The sequence below is a fragment of the Ideonella azotifigens genome, assembly GCF_006519715.1.
GTDB lineage: Bacteria > Pseudomonadota > Gammaproteobacteria > Burkholderiales > Burkholderiaceae_C > Ideonella > Ideonella azotifigens.
Genome location: NZ_VIDT01000050.1, coordinates 1 through 16485 on the forward strand (window position 1 = coordinate 1; position 16485 = coordinate 16485).

The window sequence follows — 16485 nt, forward strand, 5'->3', positions numbered from 1 at the left end:
ATCGGCCGCGGCCTTTCGCGAGGCGCTGGGCGGCTGGCTGAACCCCGAGGCGCCGCAGCCTGCGGCCAGCCACGCCACGCTGGAATTCCTGCTGCGCCGCATGCGACTGACCGGCGACTTCCCGGCGCTGTCGGATTCGGTGATGCGCATCCAGCGCGTGACCGCATCGGACAGCGAAAGCGTGCATGCGCTCTCGGCAGAGATCCTGAAGGACGTGGCGCTGACCCACAAGCTGCTGCGGCTGGTCAACACGGTGCACTTCAGCCACCTCGGCACTGGTGCCATCACCACCGTCTCGCGTGCCGCGGCGCTGGTCGGTTTCGCCGGCATCCGCAACATGGCGATGTCGGTGATGCTGCTGGAGCACATGCGCAACCGCAGCCACGCCCAGCGCATGAAGGAGATGTTCCTCGAAGCGCTGATGACGGCGATGGTGACCGACCAGCTGACCCCTCCTTCGCCGGAGCGCGAAGAAGCCTTCCTGGCTGGGATGTTCAGCCACCTCGGCCGTTTGCTGGTGGCCTATTACTTCCCGGACGAAGCTGAGCGCGTGCGTCTGCGCCTGGTGCCTCCCAGCGACGGCAGCAAGCCACGCCCGGCCTGGCACAGCCCGGCCGAAGCCCGCGCTGCGCGCGAAGTGCTGGGGCTGGACTTCGATGCGCTGGGCCTGGGTGTGGCCCAGGCCTGGGGCCTGCCAGACAGCTTGTGCCATGCCTTGCGCGTGGCCGAGGGCGACATGCCGCAGCGTGCGCTCGCCGGCACCGAGCGCTTGCGCTGGGCTGTGCGCGCCGCAGGTGAAATGGTGCAAAGCCTGCTGGCGGCCGATGCAGGCGAGGACCAGATCACGATGCGGCGGCTGGCCAGTGGCTACGTGCGTGGCCTGGCCATGTCGCAGGACAGCCTGGTGCAGGCGGTGCAGACGGCGCAGCAGCAACTGGCCGACCTGGCCACGACCATGGGCATCGAACTGCCGGCCAAGGCCCGCGCCCGGCGCCTGCTTGGCCAGGCCTCGGCGTCCGAAGCGACGGCCACCTTGGTGCTGCCCGATCCTGCCAGCGAAGCCCATGCGCAGGACCTGCTGGCGGCCGGCATTGCCGAGGTCACCGAAACCCTGGCGGGCGACGCTGTTGTGCTCAACGAAGTGCTGCGCATGATCCTCGAGACCTTGCTGCGGGCAATGAACTTTCGCCGCGTGGTGCTGGCAACGCGCAGCCCCCGCCAGACCGTGATGACCGCGCGGCTGGCGCTGGGGGAAGGTGCGCCGGAACTGGCGCGCCAGCTCAGCGTGAACCTGCAGCCGACCGGCACGATGGACTTGTTCGCCGCCGCTTGCCTGAAGGGCCTGGACACCCAGATCGCCGATGCCCGTGCGCCTGACCTTCAGGCCCGCCTGCCGGCCTGGTGCCGCGAGGCCGGTGCCAGGAGTTTTCTGCTGATGCCGCTGATGAGCAAAGGCGTGCCGCTGGGCATGATCTACGCGGACCGGGACCGCCCCATCGCGGTGGCGGACCGCGAGCTCAGCCTGCTGCGCACGCTGCGCAACCAGGCGGTGATGGCTTTCAAGACCGCGGGCTAACCCTAGGCCCAGTTAAACTTGAGCGGATGAGCATTTCCGACCCGAAGTCGGCTGGCAGCGCGCGATTGCGCGACCAGCGAGACTACCTGCGCTTGCTGGGCGCCCGTGTGACCGGCGGCGCCGCCAACCAGATGTTGATGGTGGCGCTGGGTTGGCAGATGTATGACCTGACCGGCAGCGCCTGGGAGCTCGGCATGGTCGGTCTTGCCCAGTTCCTGCCGGCACTGCTGTTGACCTTGCCGGCGGGGCACCTCGTTGACCGCCATGACAGGCGCCTGCTGGTGGCTGGCAGCATGAGCCTGCAATGCGTGGTGGCGGCGTGCCTGGCGCTGTCCAGTGTCGGCGGATGGGTCGGGGCCAACCTGATCCTGCTGCTCTCGATGCTGCTGGGCATGGCACGCGCGCTGCAGATGCCAGCCCAGCAAGCCTTGACGCCTACGCTGGTGCCGCCAGCGCTTTTGCCGCGCGCCGTGGCCGCCGCGAGTTCGGCCATGCAGGCCTCCATCATTGCCGGGCCGGCGCTGGGGGGCGCTTTGTATGCGCTCGGCCCCCGTGTCGCCAGCCTGTTCGGCCAGGGCGCAGCGGCGGATGCCGGTGTCGCCGGACAGGCCATGATTGGCGCGCACTGGGGTGCCGCGGTGGTCTACAGCCTGTCGCTGCTGCTGCTGCTTTCGGCGGTGTGGTGCGTGCTGGCGATCCGGCACCGGCCGGTCCAGAGCCTGCGCCCCGCGCCCGATCTGGCGCAGCTGACGGCCGGCATCCGTTTCATCTGGCAGCGGCCAGTGGTGCTGGGTGCCATTTCGCTGGACCTGTTCGCCGTGCTGCTGGGTGGCGCAACCGCCTTGCTGCCGATCTTCGCGCGCGACATCCTGCACACCGGCCCCGAGGGCCTGGGCCTGCTGCGGGCGGCGCCTGCGCTGGGCGCCGTCATCATCGGCGTATGGCTTTCGCGCATGCCCATCACCAGCCGGGCCGGGCATTGGCTGCTGGGCGCGGTGGCGGTCTTTGGTTTTGCGACCATTGCGTTCGCGCTGGCAACCTCGTTCTGGTTCGCCTTTGTGGTGTTGGCCATCAGCGGCGCGGCCGACATGTTCAGCGTGGTGATTCGCCAGTCACTGGTGCAGCTCGAGACGCCTGACGACATGCGCGGCCGGGTCGGCGCGGTGAATTCGGTGTTCATCGGCGCCAGCAACCAGCTCGGCGAGTTCGAATCGGGCGCCACCGCGGCCCTGCTCGGGCCGGTTGGCTCGGTGCTGCTGGGTGGCTTCGGCACGCTGCTCGTCGTGGCGCTGTGGTGGAAGCTGTTCCCGGCGCTCGCACAGCGGGATCGCCTGCAGCCCGAGACGGCACCGGTTTGACGCGGGGTCGGTTTGCGCTGTCAGGCCGCGGCCTGAGAGCGCGCCCAGACCTGCCGCTTCGCGTCAGGCCCCCCGAGGGGGATGAGAAAACTTGGGGCGGCCCTGCGTTTTCTCATGAGCCTTGTGGTTCCGCGTGCCGCGGCGCCGGGTGCAGCTCGCCGTGCACTTGCTTGCGCTGCGCGGTGTAGTCCCACCAGGGCCGGGGCGCGGCGCCCTGCATGAAATCGACAATCGCCATGAAGGTGTCCAGCACGCAAGGGTCCTGGTGCTTGCCGGTCAGTTTCTCCAGTTGGCGGTAAAGCTGCAGCGCGTCGTGCCGGGCCAGTTCGGCCGGATGCAGGATGCCCAGCGCGCGCAAGTCGCCGGCCATCGCCGGGCCCACGTTGGGCAGCTGCTCCAGCCGCTGGCAATCGGCTGCGGAGGCAGCTTTTGGGCTCTTGATCGCGCTCATGGGTTTTGACCTCGTCGGGGGCTCGCCTGCAGGAATACCTCCGGCCAGCGGGGTCAGAACATCATGTTCTGACGCAGCAGGCCCACCGCAATGCCTTCAATCTCGAAGGACTCGCCTGGCCTGACCTGGATGGGTTCGAAGTCCGGGTTCTCGGGCAGCAGCTCGATCAGCCCTGCGCTGCGCTGGAAGCGCTTGACGGTGACTTCATCGTCCAGCCTGGCGACGACGATCTGGCCGTTGCGGGCTTCGCTGGTCTTCTGCACCGCGAGCAGGTCGCCGTCGACGATGCCGGCGTCCCGCATGCTCATGCCCTTGACCTTCAGCAGGTAGTCAGGCCGGCTGGGGAACAGGCTGGCTTCGAGCAGGTAGGTCTGCGAGATGTGCTCCTGCGCCAGGATGGGGTGGCCGGCGGCCACGCGGCCAACCAAAGGCAGCGTGAGCTGCGCCAGGCTGGGCAAGGGCAGCGAAAACTGCTTGCCGCGCGCCTCGTTGAGCGCGCGTAAAGTGCCGCTCTGCAGACGAATGCCACGGGACGTGCCGCCCACCAGTTCGATCACGCCTTTGCGGGCCAGCGCCTGCAGATGTTCTTCGGCCGCATTGGGCGACTTGAAGCCCAGCTCGGTGGCGATTTCGGCCCGCGTGGGTGGGGCGCCAGTGCGTTCGATGGTGGTTTGCACCAGGTCGAGAATCTGCTGCTGCCGGGCGGTGAGCTTGGGACTGTCCATGAGCTTGCAGCCAGCGCGGGCGGGCTGAGGTTGTATCCAGTATCTGTATTTTTATCCAGACTTCCACAAAATGCAAAACGAATCAGTGGCCGTGTCCCATGTGGTGTTGCTGGGAACGGGCGGCACCATCGCCGGCCAGGCCGGCCGGGCCGATGACAACGTCGGCTACACCGCAGGGCAGATCGGCGTGGCGCAACTGCCGGCCGCGGTGCCGGCGCTGTCGCGCTTCTCGCTGCAGGCCGAGCAACTGGTGCAGCTCGACAGCAAGGACATGACGCACGCCGTGTGGCAGCAACTGGCGCTAGCCGTTGAACGACATCTCGCGCGGCCCGATGTGGCCGGCATCGTCATCACCCATGGCACCGACACGCTGGAGGAAACCGCCTGGTTCCTGCAGCGCACGCTGGCGCCGAGCAAGCCGGTGGTACTGACCGCGGCGATGCGGCCGGCGACCGCGCTGCTGGCCGACGGGCCGCAGAACCTGCTGGACGCCGTGACGGTGGCCGCCAGGCCTGGTGTGAGCGGCGTGCTCGCGGTGCTGGCCGGCCGGGTGCATGGGGCGCTGGATGTGCGCAAGTGGCACGGCTACCGCGTCGATGCGTTCAGCTCTGGTGATGCCGGTCCGCTCGCGCTGATCGAAGAAGGCGTGCTGAAGCCCTTGCGGCCCTGGCCGACGGACGAGGCCTTGCCGGCGCGCTGGCAGGCACCGGTGGCCGAGTGGCCGCGGGTGGAGATCCTCGCCAGTCATGCCGGCAGCGACGGTACCTTGGTCGAGGCGCTGCTCGGACTGGGCTGCCGCGGGCTGGTGGTGCAGGGCACGGGCAACGGCACGGTGCACCAGTCGCTGGAGCTTGCTTTGTGCAAGGCAGTCGCACAGGGCGTGGCTGTGCTGCGGGCCAGCCGCTGCCTGGGCGGCGGCGTGGTCGGTGCACCGGCCGACGCATTGCCAAGCGCCGCCGAGCTGACACCGGCCAAGGCGCGGGTGGAGTTGCTGCTGCGCCTGCTGGTGGGCGAGGGCGCAGGCGCTTGATGCGCCCATGAAAAAAAACGATGCGGGTGGCCCCGCATCGGCGCTCAGCTGTCAGCTGTCAAACGATACCGAGCGGCGCGTGATGCGCCGCCTCGGGCTCACTGAGCCGGCTTGAAGACCTGGTTCACGAATGGCGAGCCGCCCAGGTCGTTTTCGTCGAAGGCGAAGACGAAGATCTGGTTCGGGTTGTCCAGGCCGCCTACGTTGGCGAGGAAGTCGTTGTCGTTGGCGATGTAGAGGGTGTGCTTGGTCACGCCGTCGATCACCACGTCGTCGCCGAAGGCCATGCCTTCAAGCTTGGCGGGGATCTGCGTGTCGGCAAAGCCGGCGGCCATCAGCGTGGCGGCGATGTCCAGGAACAGCGTCTTGGTGACGGCAAACGGCTGCAGGTTGGCGGCGCCGCTCAGGTCGCTGATGTCGGTGGCACCGGCCAGGCTGAGCTTCCAGATCTGCTTGATCACCGCCTTGGAGCCATCGCCCAGGCCCTTGCCGTCGCGCTCCAGCACCAGGAATTCGTGGTTGTTCAGCGCCAGCAGTTCGCTGCTGTTGTAGTTCTTGTTGGTGGCGGCCAGGTGGTTGTCGTAGGCGTATTCGTGGGTCGCGCCGGTCTTCACGTCGATGGTGATGATGCGGTTCATGTTGCCGCCGTCACCGCCGTCCTGGATCAGCGGACTTTGCTCGAAGCCGACCAGGGTCTTGCCGTCCGGCGTGATGGCCAGGCCTTCCATGCCCTTGTTGGCCACCCGGCCCGAAGTGTTGCCGCTGATCTCGGCGGCACCTTGTGACGACAGGTTGGCCGCCGTGAACTTGGCCGGCAGCGTGAACATGCCCACGCGCTTGCCGGTCGTGCGGTTGAAGGTGTAGACGTAAGGGCCGTACTCGTCGGTGATGTAGACGAGGTTGGTGCTCTTGGAAACGCGAATGCCTTCCGGGTCAAGGCGAGCGTTCAACGCATCGGTCGAATTGCTGCCGGCAGCGAAGTTGTCCGAGCGGCCGGTGAAGTAGTGCTTCTGGCGGGTGTTCGCGGTGGGCACGGCCGGGCCGTAGTTCAGCGCGTCGGTCGAGAACAGTGGCGTGGTCTTCTGCAGCGTGATGCTCAGATCGAACGGCAGGCTGCCGCTGGTGGCGGGGCTCAGGCTCAGGTCCAGCGTGTGGAAGCGGGGGATGAAGGTGGTCGTGTCGTCCACGGCCGGATTCCACGCATTGGCGTTCGGGCCGCGGTCCGGCATGGCCAGGAAGGTGCTGCCGCCAGCCCAGGCCAGGCCTGAACCGATGCCGCCCAGCAGGTTGGCACTGACGCCGCTTTCCAGCGTGTTGGTGAAGCCGCTCAGGTCGGCGCTGGTGGCGGGCAGGCTGCCCTTGGCGATCAGCGTGACGGCGGCCTGGGCCGGCGACACGGCGGCCAGCGTGGTGAAGGTGGCGGCGGCCAGCGCGAGGGTCGAGATCGTGGCGTTTTTCATGACTGCTGAAGTTCCTCGTAAGAGGCCGGCAGTCTGTGGCGCCCGCGTGACGTCATCGTGACAACGCCGACCGAAGCGAGGCCTCGGTCGGCGCTGGATCGGGACCGCCCGGCGAGCCGGGCGCTTCGGCTTCAGACCACCGTGAGGCTGACGTCGATGTTGCCGCGGGTGGCGTTCGAGTACGGGCAGACCTGGTGCGCGGCGGCGACCAGCGCTTCGGCGGCGGCCTTGTCCATGCCCGGGATGCTGATGGACATCGCGACCTGGATGCTGAAGCCGGTCGGGATCGGGCCGATGCCGACCTTGGAAGTGATGGACACCTCGGCCGGCAGCGAGATCTTCTGCTTGCCGGCAACCGCCTTCATCGCGCCGATGAAGCAGGCCGAGTAGCCGGCAGCGAACAACTGCTCGGGGTTGGTGCCGGCGCCGCTGTCGCCGCCCAGTTCCTTGGGCGTGCTGAGGCTGAGCGACAGGCGGCCGTCGTCCGAAGCGGCGGTGCCGGTGCGGCCACCGGTGGCAGTGGCGGTGGCGGTGTAGAGGACTTTTTCGAGGGCCATGTTGATCTCCTGTTGAACGTTTGAGGGAGGAAGGGAAAGGTTCAGGCCTGGGCCTGTAGAAGTTGCTCCCGCAGCACCCTCAGGCGCTGGGTGAGCTGGGAAATCTCGTGCAGTTCGCACTGGATGGCGCACGCAACAGTGGGTGGGATGCGCAGTGCCTGCTCGCGAAGCTGGTGGCCGGCACGGGTGGGCTGCACGCGCACGCGGCGCTCATCCCCGGCGTCCCGCTGGCGGGTAATCAGGCCGGCGGCTTCCAGGCGCTTGAGCAGCGGTGTGAGCGTGCCGGAATCAAGGTTCAGCCGTTCACCCAACGCCGAGACGGTCAGCGCGTTGCCTTCCGGCTTCTGCTCCCACAGCACCAGCATCACGAGGTATTGCGGATAGGTCAGCCCCATCGGCTCGAGCAGCGGCTTGTAGAGCTTGGTCATCGCCAGCGAGGTCGAATACAGCGCGAAGCACAACTGGTGATCCAGCGCCAGCCAGTCGGCAGACGCGGTGTTCGCGGCGGCGGAGGTGGGGCCGTGTTCGGTGTCCATGAGTATTAATGTAGCTCGCAATTAAATTGCACACAACTTAAATGGTCTTTGCCTGACCACGTCGGCCGCAGCGCGGCTGTGCAGAGAGCGGCTCCGTAGAATGGGGGATGCCTTTTGTTCACCTGCGCAGCCACACCGAGTTCTCTGTTGTCGACGGCACCTTGCGGATCGATGACGCCGCCGCCGCTGCCAAGGCAGACCAGCAGATCGCGCTGGGCATCAGCGACCTTGCCAACATGTTCGGCACGGTGAAGTTCTACAAGGCTTGCCGTGGCAAAGGGGTGAAGCCCCTGATCGGCGCAGATGCTTGGGTCGAGCCGCTGGACAGCAGCGGCGACAAGCTGCCCAGCCGGCTGCTGTTGATCGTGCAGAACAAGCAGGGCTACCTGAACCTGAGTGAATTGCTGGCGCGCGCCTGGACAAGCAACGTGCAGCGCGCGCAGGCCTGGTTGACCTGGGACTGGCTGCGTGAGCTGGGCGAGGGTTTGATCGTGCTGTCGGGCGCCGAGTTCGGCGCCGTCGGCCAGGCCTTGCTGGCGGGTGATGCGGCCCGCGCCAGCGCTGCGGCGCAGGAGATCTCTGCCTTGTTCCCGCGCCGCTTCTACCTGGAACTGCAGCGTGGCGGGCTGCCGCACCACGAGGCGCTGGTGCGCGCCACGGTGCCGCTGGCGGCCGAGCTGGGCCTGCCGGTGGTCGCCACGCATCCGGTGCAGTTCCTGGAGCCGGCCGACTTCGAGGCGCACGAGGCGCGGGTGTGCGTGGCCGAAGGTGAAACCCTGGCCAACCCGCGCCGCGTCAAGCGCTTCTCGCGCGAGCAGTACTTCAAGTCGCAGGCCGAGATGGAAGCACTGTTTGCCGACATCCCGTCGGCGATTGCCAACACGATCAAGATCGCCGAGCGCTGCAGCCTGACGCTGGTGCTGGGCAAGCCTCAGCTGCCGAACTTCCCGACGCCGCTGCTCGAAGACGGCACGCACATGCCGATCGAGCAGTTCTTCCGCGAGGAAAGCTACGCCGGCCTGGAGCAGCGGCTGGCCATGCTGTACCCGGACCTGGCCAAGCGCGACGCCGAGCGCCCGCGCTACCTGGAACGCCTGGAGTTCGAGCTGAACACCATCCTGAAAATGGGCTTCCCGGGCTACTTCCTGATCGTGTCGGACTTCATCAAGTGGGCCAAGGCCAACGGCTGCCCGGTCGGCCCGGGCCGGGGTTCGGGCGCCGGCTCGCTGGTCGCCTACGCGCTGCTGATCACCGACCTGGACCCGCTGCTCTACAACCTGCTGTTCGAGCGCTTCCTGAACCCGGAACGGGTCTCGATGCCCGACTTCGACATTGACTTCTGCCAGGGCAACCGCGACCGCGTCATCGATTACGTCAAGGACAAGTACGGCCGCCAGGCGGTGAGCCAGATCGCCACCTTCGGCACCATGGCGGCCAAGGCCGCGCTGCGCGACATCGGCCGGGTGCTGGGCATGGGCTTCGGCCATGTGGACAGCATCGCCAAGCTCATTCCCGCGCCGCCCGGCAAGACGGTGACGCTGGCCAAGGTGCCGGAGAAGCCGGACGACAAGCTGATCTACGCCCGGCTCGAAGCGCCTGAGCTGGAAGTGCGCGAGAAGAACGAGGAGGAAGTGGCCGAGCTGCTGAGCCTTGCCGCCCGTGTCGAAGGCATGGTGCGCAACATCGGCATGCACGCCGGCGGCGTGCTGATCGCGCCCGGCAAGATCACCGACTTCTGCCCGCTCTACCAGCAGCCCGGCAGCGACTCGGCCGTCAGCCAGTACGACAAGGACGACGTCGAAGCCATTGGCCTGGTGAAGTTCGACTTTTTGGGCCTGGCCACGCTGACCATCCTGGAGCAGGCCAAGGACTTCATCGTCGCGCGTTACCCGGAACGCAAGGACTTCAGCTACGAGACGCTGCCGCTGGACGACAAGGCCGTCTACAAGCTCTTTTCCGATGGCCTGACCGAGGCGGTGTTCCAGTTTGAATCGCGCGGCATGCAGGGCATGTTGCGGGACGCCAAACCCAGCCGGCTGGAAGACCTGATTGCGCTGAATGCGCTGTATCGCCCGGGCCCGATGGACCTGATCCCCAGCTTCGTTGCGCGCAAGCACGGCCGCGAGCCTGTGGAGTATCCGCATCCGCTGGTGGAGTGGGTGCTGTCCGAGACCTACGGGATCATGGTCTACCAGGAGCAGGTGATGCAGACCGCCCAGGTGCTGGGCGGCTACAGCCTGGGTGGCGCGGACATGCTGCGCCGCGCGATGGGCAAGAAGAAGGCCGAGGAGATGGCCGAGCACCGCGAGATCTTCCGCAAGGGGGCTGCGGGCAACAACATCCCGCAGGACAAGGCCGACGAGATCTTCGACCTGATGGAGAAGTTCGCGGGCTACGGCTTCAACAAGTCTCACGCCGCCGCGTACTCGCTGCTGGCCTACCACACCGGCTGGCTCAAGGTGCACTACACGGCCGAGTTCTTCTCGGCCAACATGACGATCGAACTCGGCGACACCGACAAGCTCAAGGTGCTGCTGGCCGATGCGCAGAAGAACTTCGGCATCAGCTTCGAGCCGCCGAACGTCAACAACGGCGTCTACCGTTTCGAGCCGATGCCGGGCGCCGCCGGCCGCAAGCGCATCCGCTACGGCCTGGGCGCGATCAAGGGCACGGGGCAGGGCGCGATCGAGGCCATCGTCGCGGCGCGCGAGGCCGATGGTCCGTTCACCAGCCTGTTCAACTTCTGCAGCCGGGTCGACAAATCCCGTTGCAACAAGCGCGTGGTGGAGGCCCTGATCAAGGCCGGTGCCTTTGACGAGTTGCACCCCGACCGTGCCTGCTCGCTTGCCAGCATCGGCCTGGCCTTCGACTGGGCGGAGACACAGGCGGCCAATGCAAACCAGGGTGGCCTGTTCGATTTCGACGATGGCAGCTCGCACGGCTCGCACACCCAGGAGCCGCCGCTGGTGGCTGCCGAACCCTGGAGCGTGCGCGAGAAGCTGACGTTGGAGAAAGCGGCGATCGGCTTCTACCTCTCGGGTCACCTGTTTGACGAGGACGAGACGGAGGTGCGCCAGTTCTGCCGCCGCCGCATTGCCGACCTGATCGACGCCAAGGAGCCGCAGCTGCTGGCGGGCATCGTCAGTGACCTGCGGGTCATCAACGGCGCGCGCGGCCGGGTCGGCATCTTCAAGCTGGACGACAACAGCGAGCCCATAGAGGCGGTGGCCAACGAGGAAATGCTGGACCGCTACCGCGATCAGCTGCGCGACGACGAATTGATCGTCGTGCAGGGCAAGGTGCAGAACGACCGTTTCTCTGGCGGGCTGCGGCTCAACGTGGCCCAGGTCTGGGGCCTGGCCGGCGCAAGGGCGCGGTTTGGCCGGCACCTGAGCGTGGCGCTGGGCGAAGGCAAGTCACCGGCGATGGCCGAGGTGGTGCGCAGCCACCCCGCCAAACGCGAGCAGAGCGAGGAGGGCGACCTGGTGCATGGCCTGCCGGTCCGCGTGAAGCTCACGCTGCCGGGCGCCGACGCCGAACTGGAGCTGGGCGAGCAGGGCCGCTTCTGGCCTACCAACGAGGCACTGGCACAGTGGCGCGTGGTGACGGGTGGCCAGGCGCGCATCGTCTACGAATGAAGCCGGCGTAAGAATTGGTGTCTTTGGGCCTTGTCTGACAACGTGGGCGCCGGGTGCTGCGTTGGTCAGGCATGTTCAACACCGATGCCCCGACGCTCCGCCCCCAAGCGGCCCGTCGCCTCCCCATGAAAACAGCTTTTCCTGTGGCCGCGGCCCTGCTGGCATGTGGCCTGGCGGCATCCGCACCCTCGGCCCAAGCCTCGGTGGGCGTGTCCCTGTCGGTCGGCCAGCCCGGCTTCTACGGCCAGATCAACATCGGCGACTACGGGCGTCCGCAGGTCTATGCCGCAGCGCCGGTCTGGGTGAGCCCGGCGCCGCGCTGGGTTGCCCCGCCGCCGCCGATGTACCTCTACGTGCCGACGGTGCACCGAGCCAACTGGCGCTATTACTGCGGCCGCTACAACGCCTGCGGCCGGCCGGTCTACTTCGTGCGCGAGGACTGGTACCGCAGCCGAGTAGTGCCGGTGCACTACGAGCGCCGTGCATATCCGTACGAGTACCGCGACCGCTATCACGACAACTATCACGGTCACTACGACCATGGCTACGGCGGCGCACCGCGCCCGCCTTACGGTGGCCCGCCCCCTGGCGGCCCGTCCGGCCCGCCCACGATGCGCGGTGGCAACAACCCGTATTGATCCTTGGACCTGACCGCGAAAGCCCGGATTTGACGGGCTGTGGGGGGATTGTTCACGGCGCAGCGCCGCGCACCGCGGCCTAGACTGCGGCGATGTCCTCCCCTCCTGTCACCGGCCTGGTCCTGACGGGTGGCGGCGCGCGCGCCGCCTACCAGGTCGGTGTGTTGCGTGCCGTCTGCCAGATCCGCCGCGAAGCCGGTTGCTCGCGCAGCGAGAACCCGTTCCCTGTCATCACCGGCACCTCGGCCGGTGGCATCAATGCCGCGGCCCTGGCGGCGGGGGCGGACGAATTCGAGCTGGCCGTGGCCAGGCTGGCGTACATCTGGTCGCGCTTCAAGGCCGAGCAGGTCTACCGCACCGATTCGCTGGGCGTGATCCGCACTGGTGCAGGCTGGTTGACGATGATGTCCATCGGCTGGGCCATCAAGCGCTGGCGCAAGCTGCGCCCGCGCTCGCTGCTGGACAATTCGCCGCTGAACGAATTGCTGGACAATCTGGTGCCGGTGTCCCGGGTGCGGGAGTTGATAGAGCGCGGCCATGTGCGCGCGCTGGCCATCGCGGCGTCCAGCTACAGCACGGGCCACCACGTGACCTTTTACGATGCCGCCGAGCCGGTGCCGGGCTGGGTGCGCTCCCAGCGCCTGGCGGTGCACGGACCGATCACGGCCAGGCATCTGCTCGCGTCATCGGCGATCCCGTTCGTGTTCCCGGCGCAGTCGGTGAGTGTCGACGACGGGCCGCAGTGGATGGGCGACGGCAGCATGCGGCAGACCGCACCGATCTCGCCTGCGGTGCACCTGGGTGCCGACCGGGTGCTGGTGATCGGAGCCGGCCGCATGCATGAGCCGCCTGCCACCGAGCCGGTGGCCAGGGGCGAATATCCCAACATGGCGCAGATCGCCGGCCATGCGATGTCCAGCATCTTCCTGGATGCCTTGTCGGTCGACATCGAGCGATTGCAGCGCATCAACCACACGCTGGGCCTGCTGCCGCCGGAAGCGAAGCGCCACACGCATCTTCGCCCGATCGACATCCTGGTGATCTCGCCCAGCCAGCGGCTGGACGACATTGCCGCACGCCACATCAACACCTTGCCGCTGCCGATCCGCGCCTTGCTGGGTGGCGTTGGCGTCAGTGGCATGGGCCGCACGGCACGCGGCTCGGCACTCGCCAGCTACCTGCTGTTCGAGAGCGATTTCACGCGCGAGCTGATGGCGCTGGGCGAGGCGGACACGCTGGCTCGCCGCGACGAGGTCAAGGGCTTCCTCGGCTGCTAACGAGATGCCGCTGGCTTGACCGCCGCTGGGTAGGTTTGGCCCCGCACCGTCAGCCCCGAGGCCGACAACTTGCCGGCTCGCACCGGGCCGATGCCGGCCATGCGTTGCTGCAAGTCCAGCCAGTCCTTGAACGGCGCCTTTGCGCGCTCGGCCAGCAGCCGGCCCGACAGGTCCGGTCCGATGCCGATGACCATCTCCAGCTCGGCCTGGTTCGCGGTATTGACCTCGGTGCTGGCCGCGAAAGAGGGTGCCGCTGCAAACAGCGAAATCAGCAGCGCGAAGGCGAGCGTGGCACGAACAGGTTTGCGCGCGGTCATGGTTCCTCGCTTTCCACAGGGCTGCGGGGCCGGAATTTCTCGTCAAAATCAGCCAATGATGACCGACTCCGCCGACGCCGCATTGAAAGTCTATGTCGGCTGCGCGCCGCCTCAGCATGTGGCCGCGCAGGTGCTGGCGCACAGCATCCTGCGTCACGCCAGTTTGCCAGTCGAGATCCTGCGGCTGGACGATTGCCTGGCAGGCCAGCCCGTGCCCGCGTCCGGCCACACCCTGTTTTCGCTGCAGCGATTCTTCATCCCGCAGCTCAGTGGCCACCACGGCCTGGCGGTTTACCTGGACTCGGACATGCTCGTGTTCCACGATCTGTGCGAGCTGCTTGAGTTGCGCGCCGTGGGTTCGGCCGTGAGCTCGGCCGAAGCGCCGCCTGAGAGCGGCCGGCGCCGGCAGTTCAGCGTGATGGTGATCGACTGCGCATTGGCGCGATGGGACCCGGTGGAGATCCACCGCCTCGCGCAGCAGCGCTACCGCGAGGTGATGACCGAGCTCGAGTTCGAGCCGTCCAAGACCGTCTGCCTGCCTTACACCTGGAACTCTTTGGAGCGTTTCGAGCCTGGCAAGACCCGGCTGCTGCACTTCACCGCGATGAACCTGCAGCCCTGGCTGTCGTCGAGAAACCCGCTGGCGCCGGTGTGGATGGACGCGCTGTTCCTTGCGTTGCAGGACCACTTCGTCAGTGCCGATGCGGTGCGCGATGGCATTCGCCAGGGCTGGTTCCGGCCTGGCCTGCTGTGGCAGGTGGAGCATGGTGAACGCGACCCGCGCCAGTTGCCGCTGCGCCTCCGGCTCGCAGAGGCGGTTTACCGGCCGCCCCACAGGCCCGCGCTGCTGACAGCGGCCAGGCAGCGCCTCACACGGGCCCTGAAGCGGGCCTGATCCGCCGCGCGGCGTGCGTCACTTCGACGCGAGCCGGGTGAGCACTTGCTGCCATTGGTCGACCACCTGCGGCAGTTGCCAGCGTGACTGGATCAAGTCCACACCGCGGGCCACCTGGGACTGGCGCCACGCGGGTTCGCGCAGCAGGCGCTCAAAGCCCGCACCCCAGTCGTCCAGGCAGCAGCAGTCGGCAAATTCGCGGTAGCTCGGGATGCTGTCCGCCACCACGGCCAGGCCGTGCAACAGCGCGGTGGCCACGCGGTTGTTCGTCTTGCACAAGGTGAACGGGTTGGGCGTGATGGGGATCACTGCCACGTCGTGCATGGCAAGCGCCCTGGACACAGTGTGAGGCTGCCAGGGCAGGTAGTGCACCGGCACGCGCCAGCCCTGGGTGAGCGTGTTGAACTTGGGGCGGTGGTTGCTGATGACCGTGAGGCTCAGCGGCAGCGCGGCATGCAGCCGCTCCAGCACTGGCCTGAGCTTGGCCAGGTCCGCCATGCCGCCGCTGGCGTATGGCACCCCGTGCTGGCCGAACCAGACCAGCTTGCCGCCCGGCTGCCCGGCGAGCCAATGCTGCAGGCGCAGCAACTCCCATCCGTCCAGCGGATGCCGCCAGCGGGCGAGCGGCGCGGGCTTGTGGGGCGGCTCGGCCGCATCGCCGATCACGGCCATCTGTTGGCGGATGCGTGCCTCGGCCTGAACCACTTCGGCCAGCGCGTCGCTGGAGACGATGACCTGGTCCACCGCCGCCAGCGCAGCCAGCAACTGCTCGCGGCGAGCCTGCCAGCGCGGCGCGTCAGGTTCCGCATGCAGGTGGTTGTCGCACAGGTCCAGCACCAGCCGCGTGCCGTGTGTATCGCTCAGTGCGAGCGCATGGGCCAGGCTGGCGCTGTCGTAGCGTTTAGAGAGGACCAGCACCGAGGGGGGCGGCCGATTCGAGCCGGGTTGGTAGAGGACAGCCGAGGCACCGCGCTGCTGCAGCTGCTCGATGATCTGCGCGCAGCGCAGGCGAAATCCTGCGTTGCCGGGCTTGGTGGTGTGTGGCCACCAGGCCCAAGTGCTGGGCACGCCAGGCCGTGGCGCCTGAGCGATGCCCTGGTCGCTCATTCGTGCCAGTGCGCCGCAATCCAGCCGGCCGGCTTGGCGTGGCGCCAGTTGCCGTTGCTGCGGCCCACCAGCGCGTCCGGCGGGTTCATCACGCCGTGGAACACGACGATGCGGGCGCCGGCCGGCACTTGCGGTGCACGCAGGTAGTTCAGCGGGAACTTCGGGATGCTGTGGTACTTGAAGCTGCAGCACCACTCGGCCGGCCAGTAGGCCAGCTTGCCCTGGCGGTGCATGACCTCGGACAGGAAAGCCTGCTCGTTGCGCAACCGGGCGCGGATGTCGGCCTGGTCGCGCAGGAACTCGGCCAGCACGTCGGCATGCGCACCGAGCCGGAAGCGGTAGACCGAGGAGTTGCCTGTGATGCGCCAGGGGCGCTTCCAGTCGTGGATGATCAGGAACTCGCCCGGCTGCTCGAAGAAGGGTGTGATGTCGGCCACGATCACCACGTCCAGGTCCAGGAACAGCGCGGTGCCTGTGAGGCCGTGCAGGTCCGCCTCGAAAGTGGTCAGCTTGGTCCAGCCGCGCTCGGGAATGCCAGGCGGCAGTTCCAGCTTCGGGATGGGCAGGCATTCGACTTCGCTGCGCACGCCGCGGCCGTCGTCGGTCAGGCAGACGAAGCGGAAGTCGCCGCGCAGGTGGCGGCGCACCATCGCATAGAGCCGGTTGACGTACTCAGGGCCGTACTTGCTGCCCCACTTCATGCAGAGCACGACCCGCGGGTCGTCGCGCGCAGCGCCGGTCCTCATCAAAGCTCTTCCACGTGGTGTGGCGGGAAGCTGTCCCAGCCCAGGCAGCCAGGGCATTGCCAGAAGTAGCGCTGGGCCTCGAAGCCGCAGGCGGCGCAGCGGTAGCGCTGCAGCGGCTTGGCAGCCTTGTCCACGGCCGCCCGCAGGGCCTCGGTCTCTTCGGCGCTCCAGTGG

The 16485-nt window shown here is 67.6% G+C and carries 15 protein-coding genes and 1 pseudogene; 7 read left to right on the top strand and 9 right to left on the bottom strand.

Annotated features, from left to right (window positions below; translation table 11 throughout):
* Together FKP22_RS05715 and FKP22_RS05720 are read left to right on the top strand one after the other, a co-directional pair.
* Positions 1-1576, top strand: a 1576-nt coding sequence (locus FKP22_RS05715) for an HDOD domain-containing protein (protein WP_141286033.1), incomplete at its 5' end; no start/stop codon positions are given.
* 26 nt (positions 1577-1602) lie between these two features.
* On the top strand, positions 1603-2934 hold the full coding sequence (locus FKP22_RS05720) for an MFS transporter (RefSeq protein ID WP_211361314.1): 1332 nt from the start codon (positions 1603-1605) through the stop codon (positions 2932-2934).
* 112 nt (positions 2935-3046) lie between these two features.
* On the opposite strand, the gene FKP22_RS05725 is transcribed toward FKP22_RS05720, so the two are convergent.
* Both FKP22_RS05725 and lexA read right to left on the bottom strand, forming a co-directional pair.
* Complete coding sequence (locus FKP22_RS05725) at positions 3047-3385, bottom strand: helix-hairpin-helix domain-containing protein (RefSeq protein WP_141286035.1); 339 nt, start codon at positions 3383-3385, stop codon at positions 3047-3049.
* A gap of 53 nt (positions 3386-3438) precedes the next feature.
* Positions 3439-4110, bottom strand: coding sequence for a transcriptional repressor LexA (lexA, locus tag FKP22_RS05730; protein ID WP_141286037.1), 672 nt, complete (start codon positions 4108-4110; stop codon positions 3439-3441).
* 70 nt (positions 4111-4180) lie between these two features.
* Here lexA and FKP22_RS05735 point away from each other — a divergent pair, with 70 nt between their 5' ends.
* Positions 4181-5140 carry an asparaginase gene (locus FKP22_RS05735; protein ID WP_141286039.1) on the top strand — a complete coding sequence of 320 codons (960 nt, stop codon included), beginning with the start codon at positions 4181-4183 and terminating at the stop codon, positions 5138-5140.
* Positions 5141-5238: 98 nt separating this feature from the next.
* Here the strand turns inward: FKP22_RS05735 and FKP22_RS05740 are convergent, their stop codons facing one another.
* From FKP22_RS05740 to FKP22_RS05750, 3 genes are all read right to left on the bottom strand, one after another.
* The gene (locus FKP22_RS05740; protein ID WP_141286041.1) at positions 5239-6600 is read right to left on the bottom strand and encodes an esterase-like activity of phytase family protein; all 1362 of its coding nucleotides are present in this window, start codon (positions 6598-6600) and stop codon (positions 5239-5241) included.
* A 131-nt stretch (positions 6601-6731) separates the two neighbouring features.
* On the bottom strand, positions 6732-7157 hold the full coding sequence (locus FKP22_RS05745) for an organic hydroperoxide resistance protein (protein ID WP_141286043.1): 426 nt from the start codon (positions 7155-7157) through the stop codon (positions 6732-6734).
* 41 nt (positions 7158-7198) lie between these two features.
* A complete protein-coding gene (locus FKP22_RS05750; RefSeq protein ID WP_141286045.1) occupies positions 7199-7693 on the bottom strand; it encodes a MarR family winged helix-turn-helix transcriptional regulator in 495 nt (164 codons plus the stop codon).
* A gap of 107 nt (positions 7694-7800) precedes the next feature.
* Here FKP22_RS05750 and dnaE point away from each other — a divergent pair, with 107 nt between their 5' ends.
* From dnaE to FKP22_RS05765, 3 genes are all read left to right on the top strand, one after another.
* Positions 7801-11331, top strand: a complete 3531-nt coding sequence (gene dnaE, locus FKP22_RS05755; RefSeq protein ID WP_141286047.1) for a DNA polymerase III subunit alpha — start codon at positions 7801-7803, stop codon at positions 11329-11331.
* A gap of 125 nt (positions 11332-11456) precedes the next feature.
* On the top strand, positions 11457-11969 hold the full coding sequence (locus tag FKP22_RS05760) for a hypothetical protein (RefSeq protein ID WP_141286049.1): 513 nt from the start codon (positions 11457-11459) through the stop codon (positions 11967-11969).
* Between the two features lie 92 nt (positions 11970-12061).
* Complete coding sequence (locus FKP22_RS05765) at positions 12062-13246, top strand: patatin-like phospholipase family protein (protein WP_141286051.1); 1185 nt, start codon at positions 12062-12064, stop codon at positions 13244-13246.
* On the opposite strand, the gene FKP22_RS05770 is transcribed toward FKP22_RS05765, so the two are convergent.
* A complete protein-coding gene (locus FKP22_RS05770) occupies positions 13243-13563 on the bottom strand; it encodes a ComEA family DNA-binding protein (protein WP_141286053.1) in 321 nt (106 codons plus the stop codon). The two genes, FKP22_RS05765 and FKP22_RS05770, sit on opposite strands and share 4 nt — an antisense overlap.
* Positions 13564-13621: 58 nt before the next feature.
* Between FKP22_RS05770 and FKP22_RS05775 the strand changes: the two genes are divergently transcribed.
* The gene (locus tag FKP22_RS05775; RefSeq protein ID WP_141286055.1) at positions 13622-14458 is read left to right on the top strand and encodes a glycosyl transferase; all 837 of its coding nucleotides are present in this window, start codon (positions 13622-13624) and stop codon (positions 14456-14458) included.
* A gap of 18 nt (positions 14459-14476) precedes the next feature.
* Here FKP22_RS05775 and FKP22_RS05780 read toward each other — a convergent pair whose 3' ends face one another.
* The 3 genes and pseudogenes from FKP22_RS05780 to FKP22_RS05790 all read right to left on the bottom strand — a co-directional run.
* Positions 14477-15565: a glycosyltransferase gene (locus FKP22_RS05780; protein ID WP_170200765.1), complete on the bottom strand. Its 1089-nt coding sequence runs from the start codon at positions 15563-15565 to the stop codon at positions 14477-14479.
* The gene (locus tag FKP22_RS05785; RefSeq protein ID WP_141286059.1) at positions 15562-16311 is read right to left on the bottom strand and encodes a glycosyltransferase; all 750 of its coding nucleotides are present in this window, start codon (positions 16309-16311) and stop codon (positions 15562-15564) included. The genes FKP22_RS05780 and FKP22_RS05785 overlap by 4 nt, the downstream gene beginning before the upstream one ends.
* Positions 16311-16485 (bottom strand): annotated as a pseudogene (locus tag FKP22_RS05790) (lipopolysaccharide assembly protein LapB); the annotation flags it as partial. The pseudogene FKP22_RS05790 and the gene FKP22_RS05785, both read right to left, overlap by 1 nt.

Excerpts from the sequence above, each read along its gene's own strand:
- FKP22_RS05720 (WP_211361314.1), top strand. The coding sequence starts at position 1,603 with ATGAGCATTTCCGACCCGAAGTCGGCTGGCAGCGCGCGATTGCGCGAC.
- FKP22_RS05725 (WP_141286035.1), bottom strand. The coding sequence starts at position 3,385 with ATGAGCGCGATCAAGAGCCCAAAAGCTGCCTCCGCAGCCGATTGCCAG.
- lexA (WP_141286037.1), bottom strand. The coding sequence starts at position 4,110 with ATGGACAGTCCCAAGCTCACCGCCCGGCAGCAGCAGATTCTCGACCTG.
- FKP22_RS05735 (WP_141286039.1), top strand. The coding sequence starts at position 4,181 with ATGCAAAACGAATCAGTGGCCGTGTCCCATGTGGTGTTGCTGGGAACG.
- FKP22_RS05740 (WP_141286041.1), bottom strand. The coding sequence starts at position 6,600 with ATGAAAAACGCCACGATCTCGACCCTCGCGCTGGCCGCCGCCACCTTC.
- FKP22_RS05745 (WP_141286043.1), bottom strand. The coding sequence starts at position 7,157 with ATGGCCCTCGAAAAAGTCCTCTACACCGCCACCGCCACTGCCACCGGT.
- FKP22_RS05750 (WP_141286045.1), bottom strand. The coding sequence starts at position 7,693 with ATGGACACCGAACACGGCCCCACCTCCGCCGCCGCGAACACCGCGTCT.
- dnaE (WP_141286047.1), top strand. The coding sequence starts at position 7,801 with ATGCCTTTTGTTCACCTGCGCAGCCACACCGAGTTCTCTGTTGTCGAC.
- FKP22_RS05760 (WP_141286049.1), top strand. The coding sequence starts at position 11,457 with ATGAAAACAGCTTTTCCTGTGGCCGCGGCCCTGCTGGCATGTGGCCTG.
- FKP22_RS05765 (WP_141286051.1), top strand. The coding sequence starts at position 12,062 with ATGTCCTCCCCTCCTGTCACCGGCCTGGTCCTGACGGGTGGCGGCGCG.
- FKP22_RS05770 (WP_141286053.1), bottom strand. The coding sequence starts at position 13,563 with ATGACCGCGCGCAAACCTGTTCGTGCCACGCTCGCCTTCGCGCTGCTG.
- FKP22_RS05775 (WP_141286055.1), top strand. The coding sequence starts at position 13,622 with ATGACCGACTCCGCCGACGCCGCATTGAAAGTCTATGTCGGCTGCGCG.
- FKP22_RS05780 (WP_170200765.1), bottom strand. The coding sequence starts at position 15,565 with ATGAGCGACCAGGGCATCGCTCAGGCGCCACGGCCTGGCGTGCCCAGC.
- FKP22_RS05785 (WP_141286059.1), bottom strand. The coding sequence starts at position 16,311 with ATGAGGACCGGCGCTGCGCGCGACGACCCGCGGGTCGTGCTCTGCATG.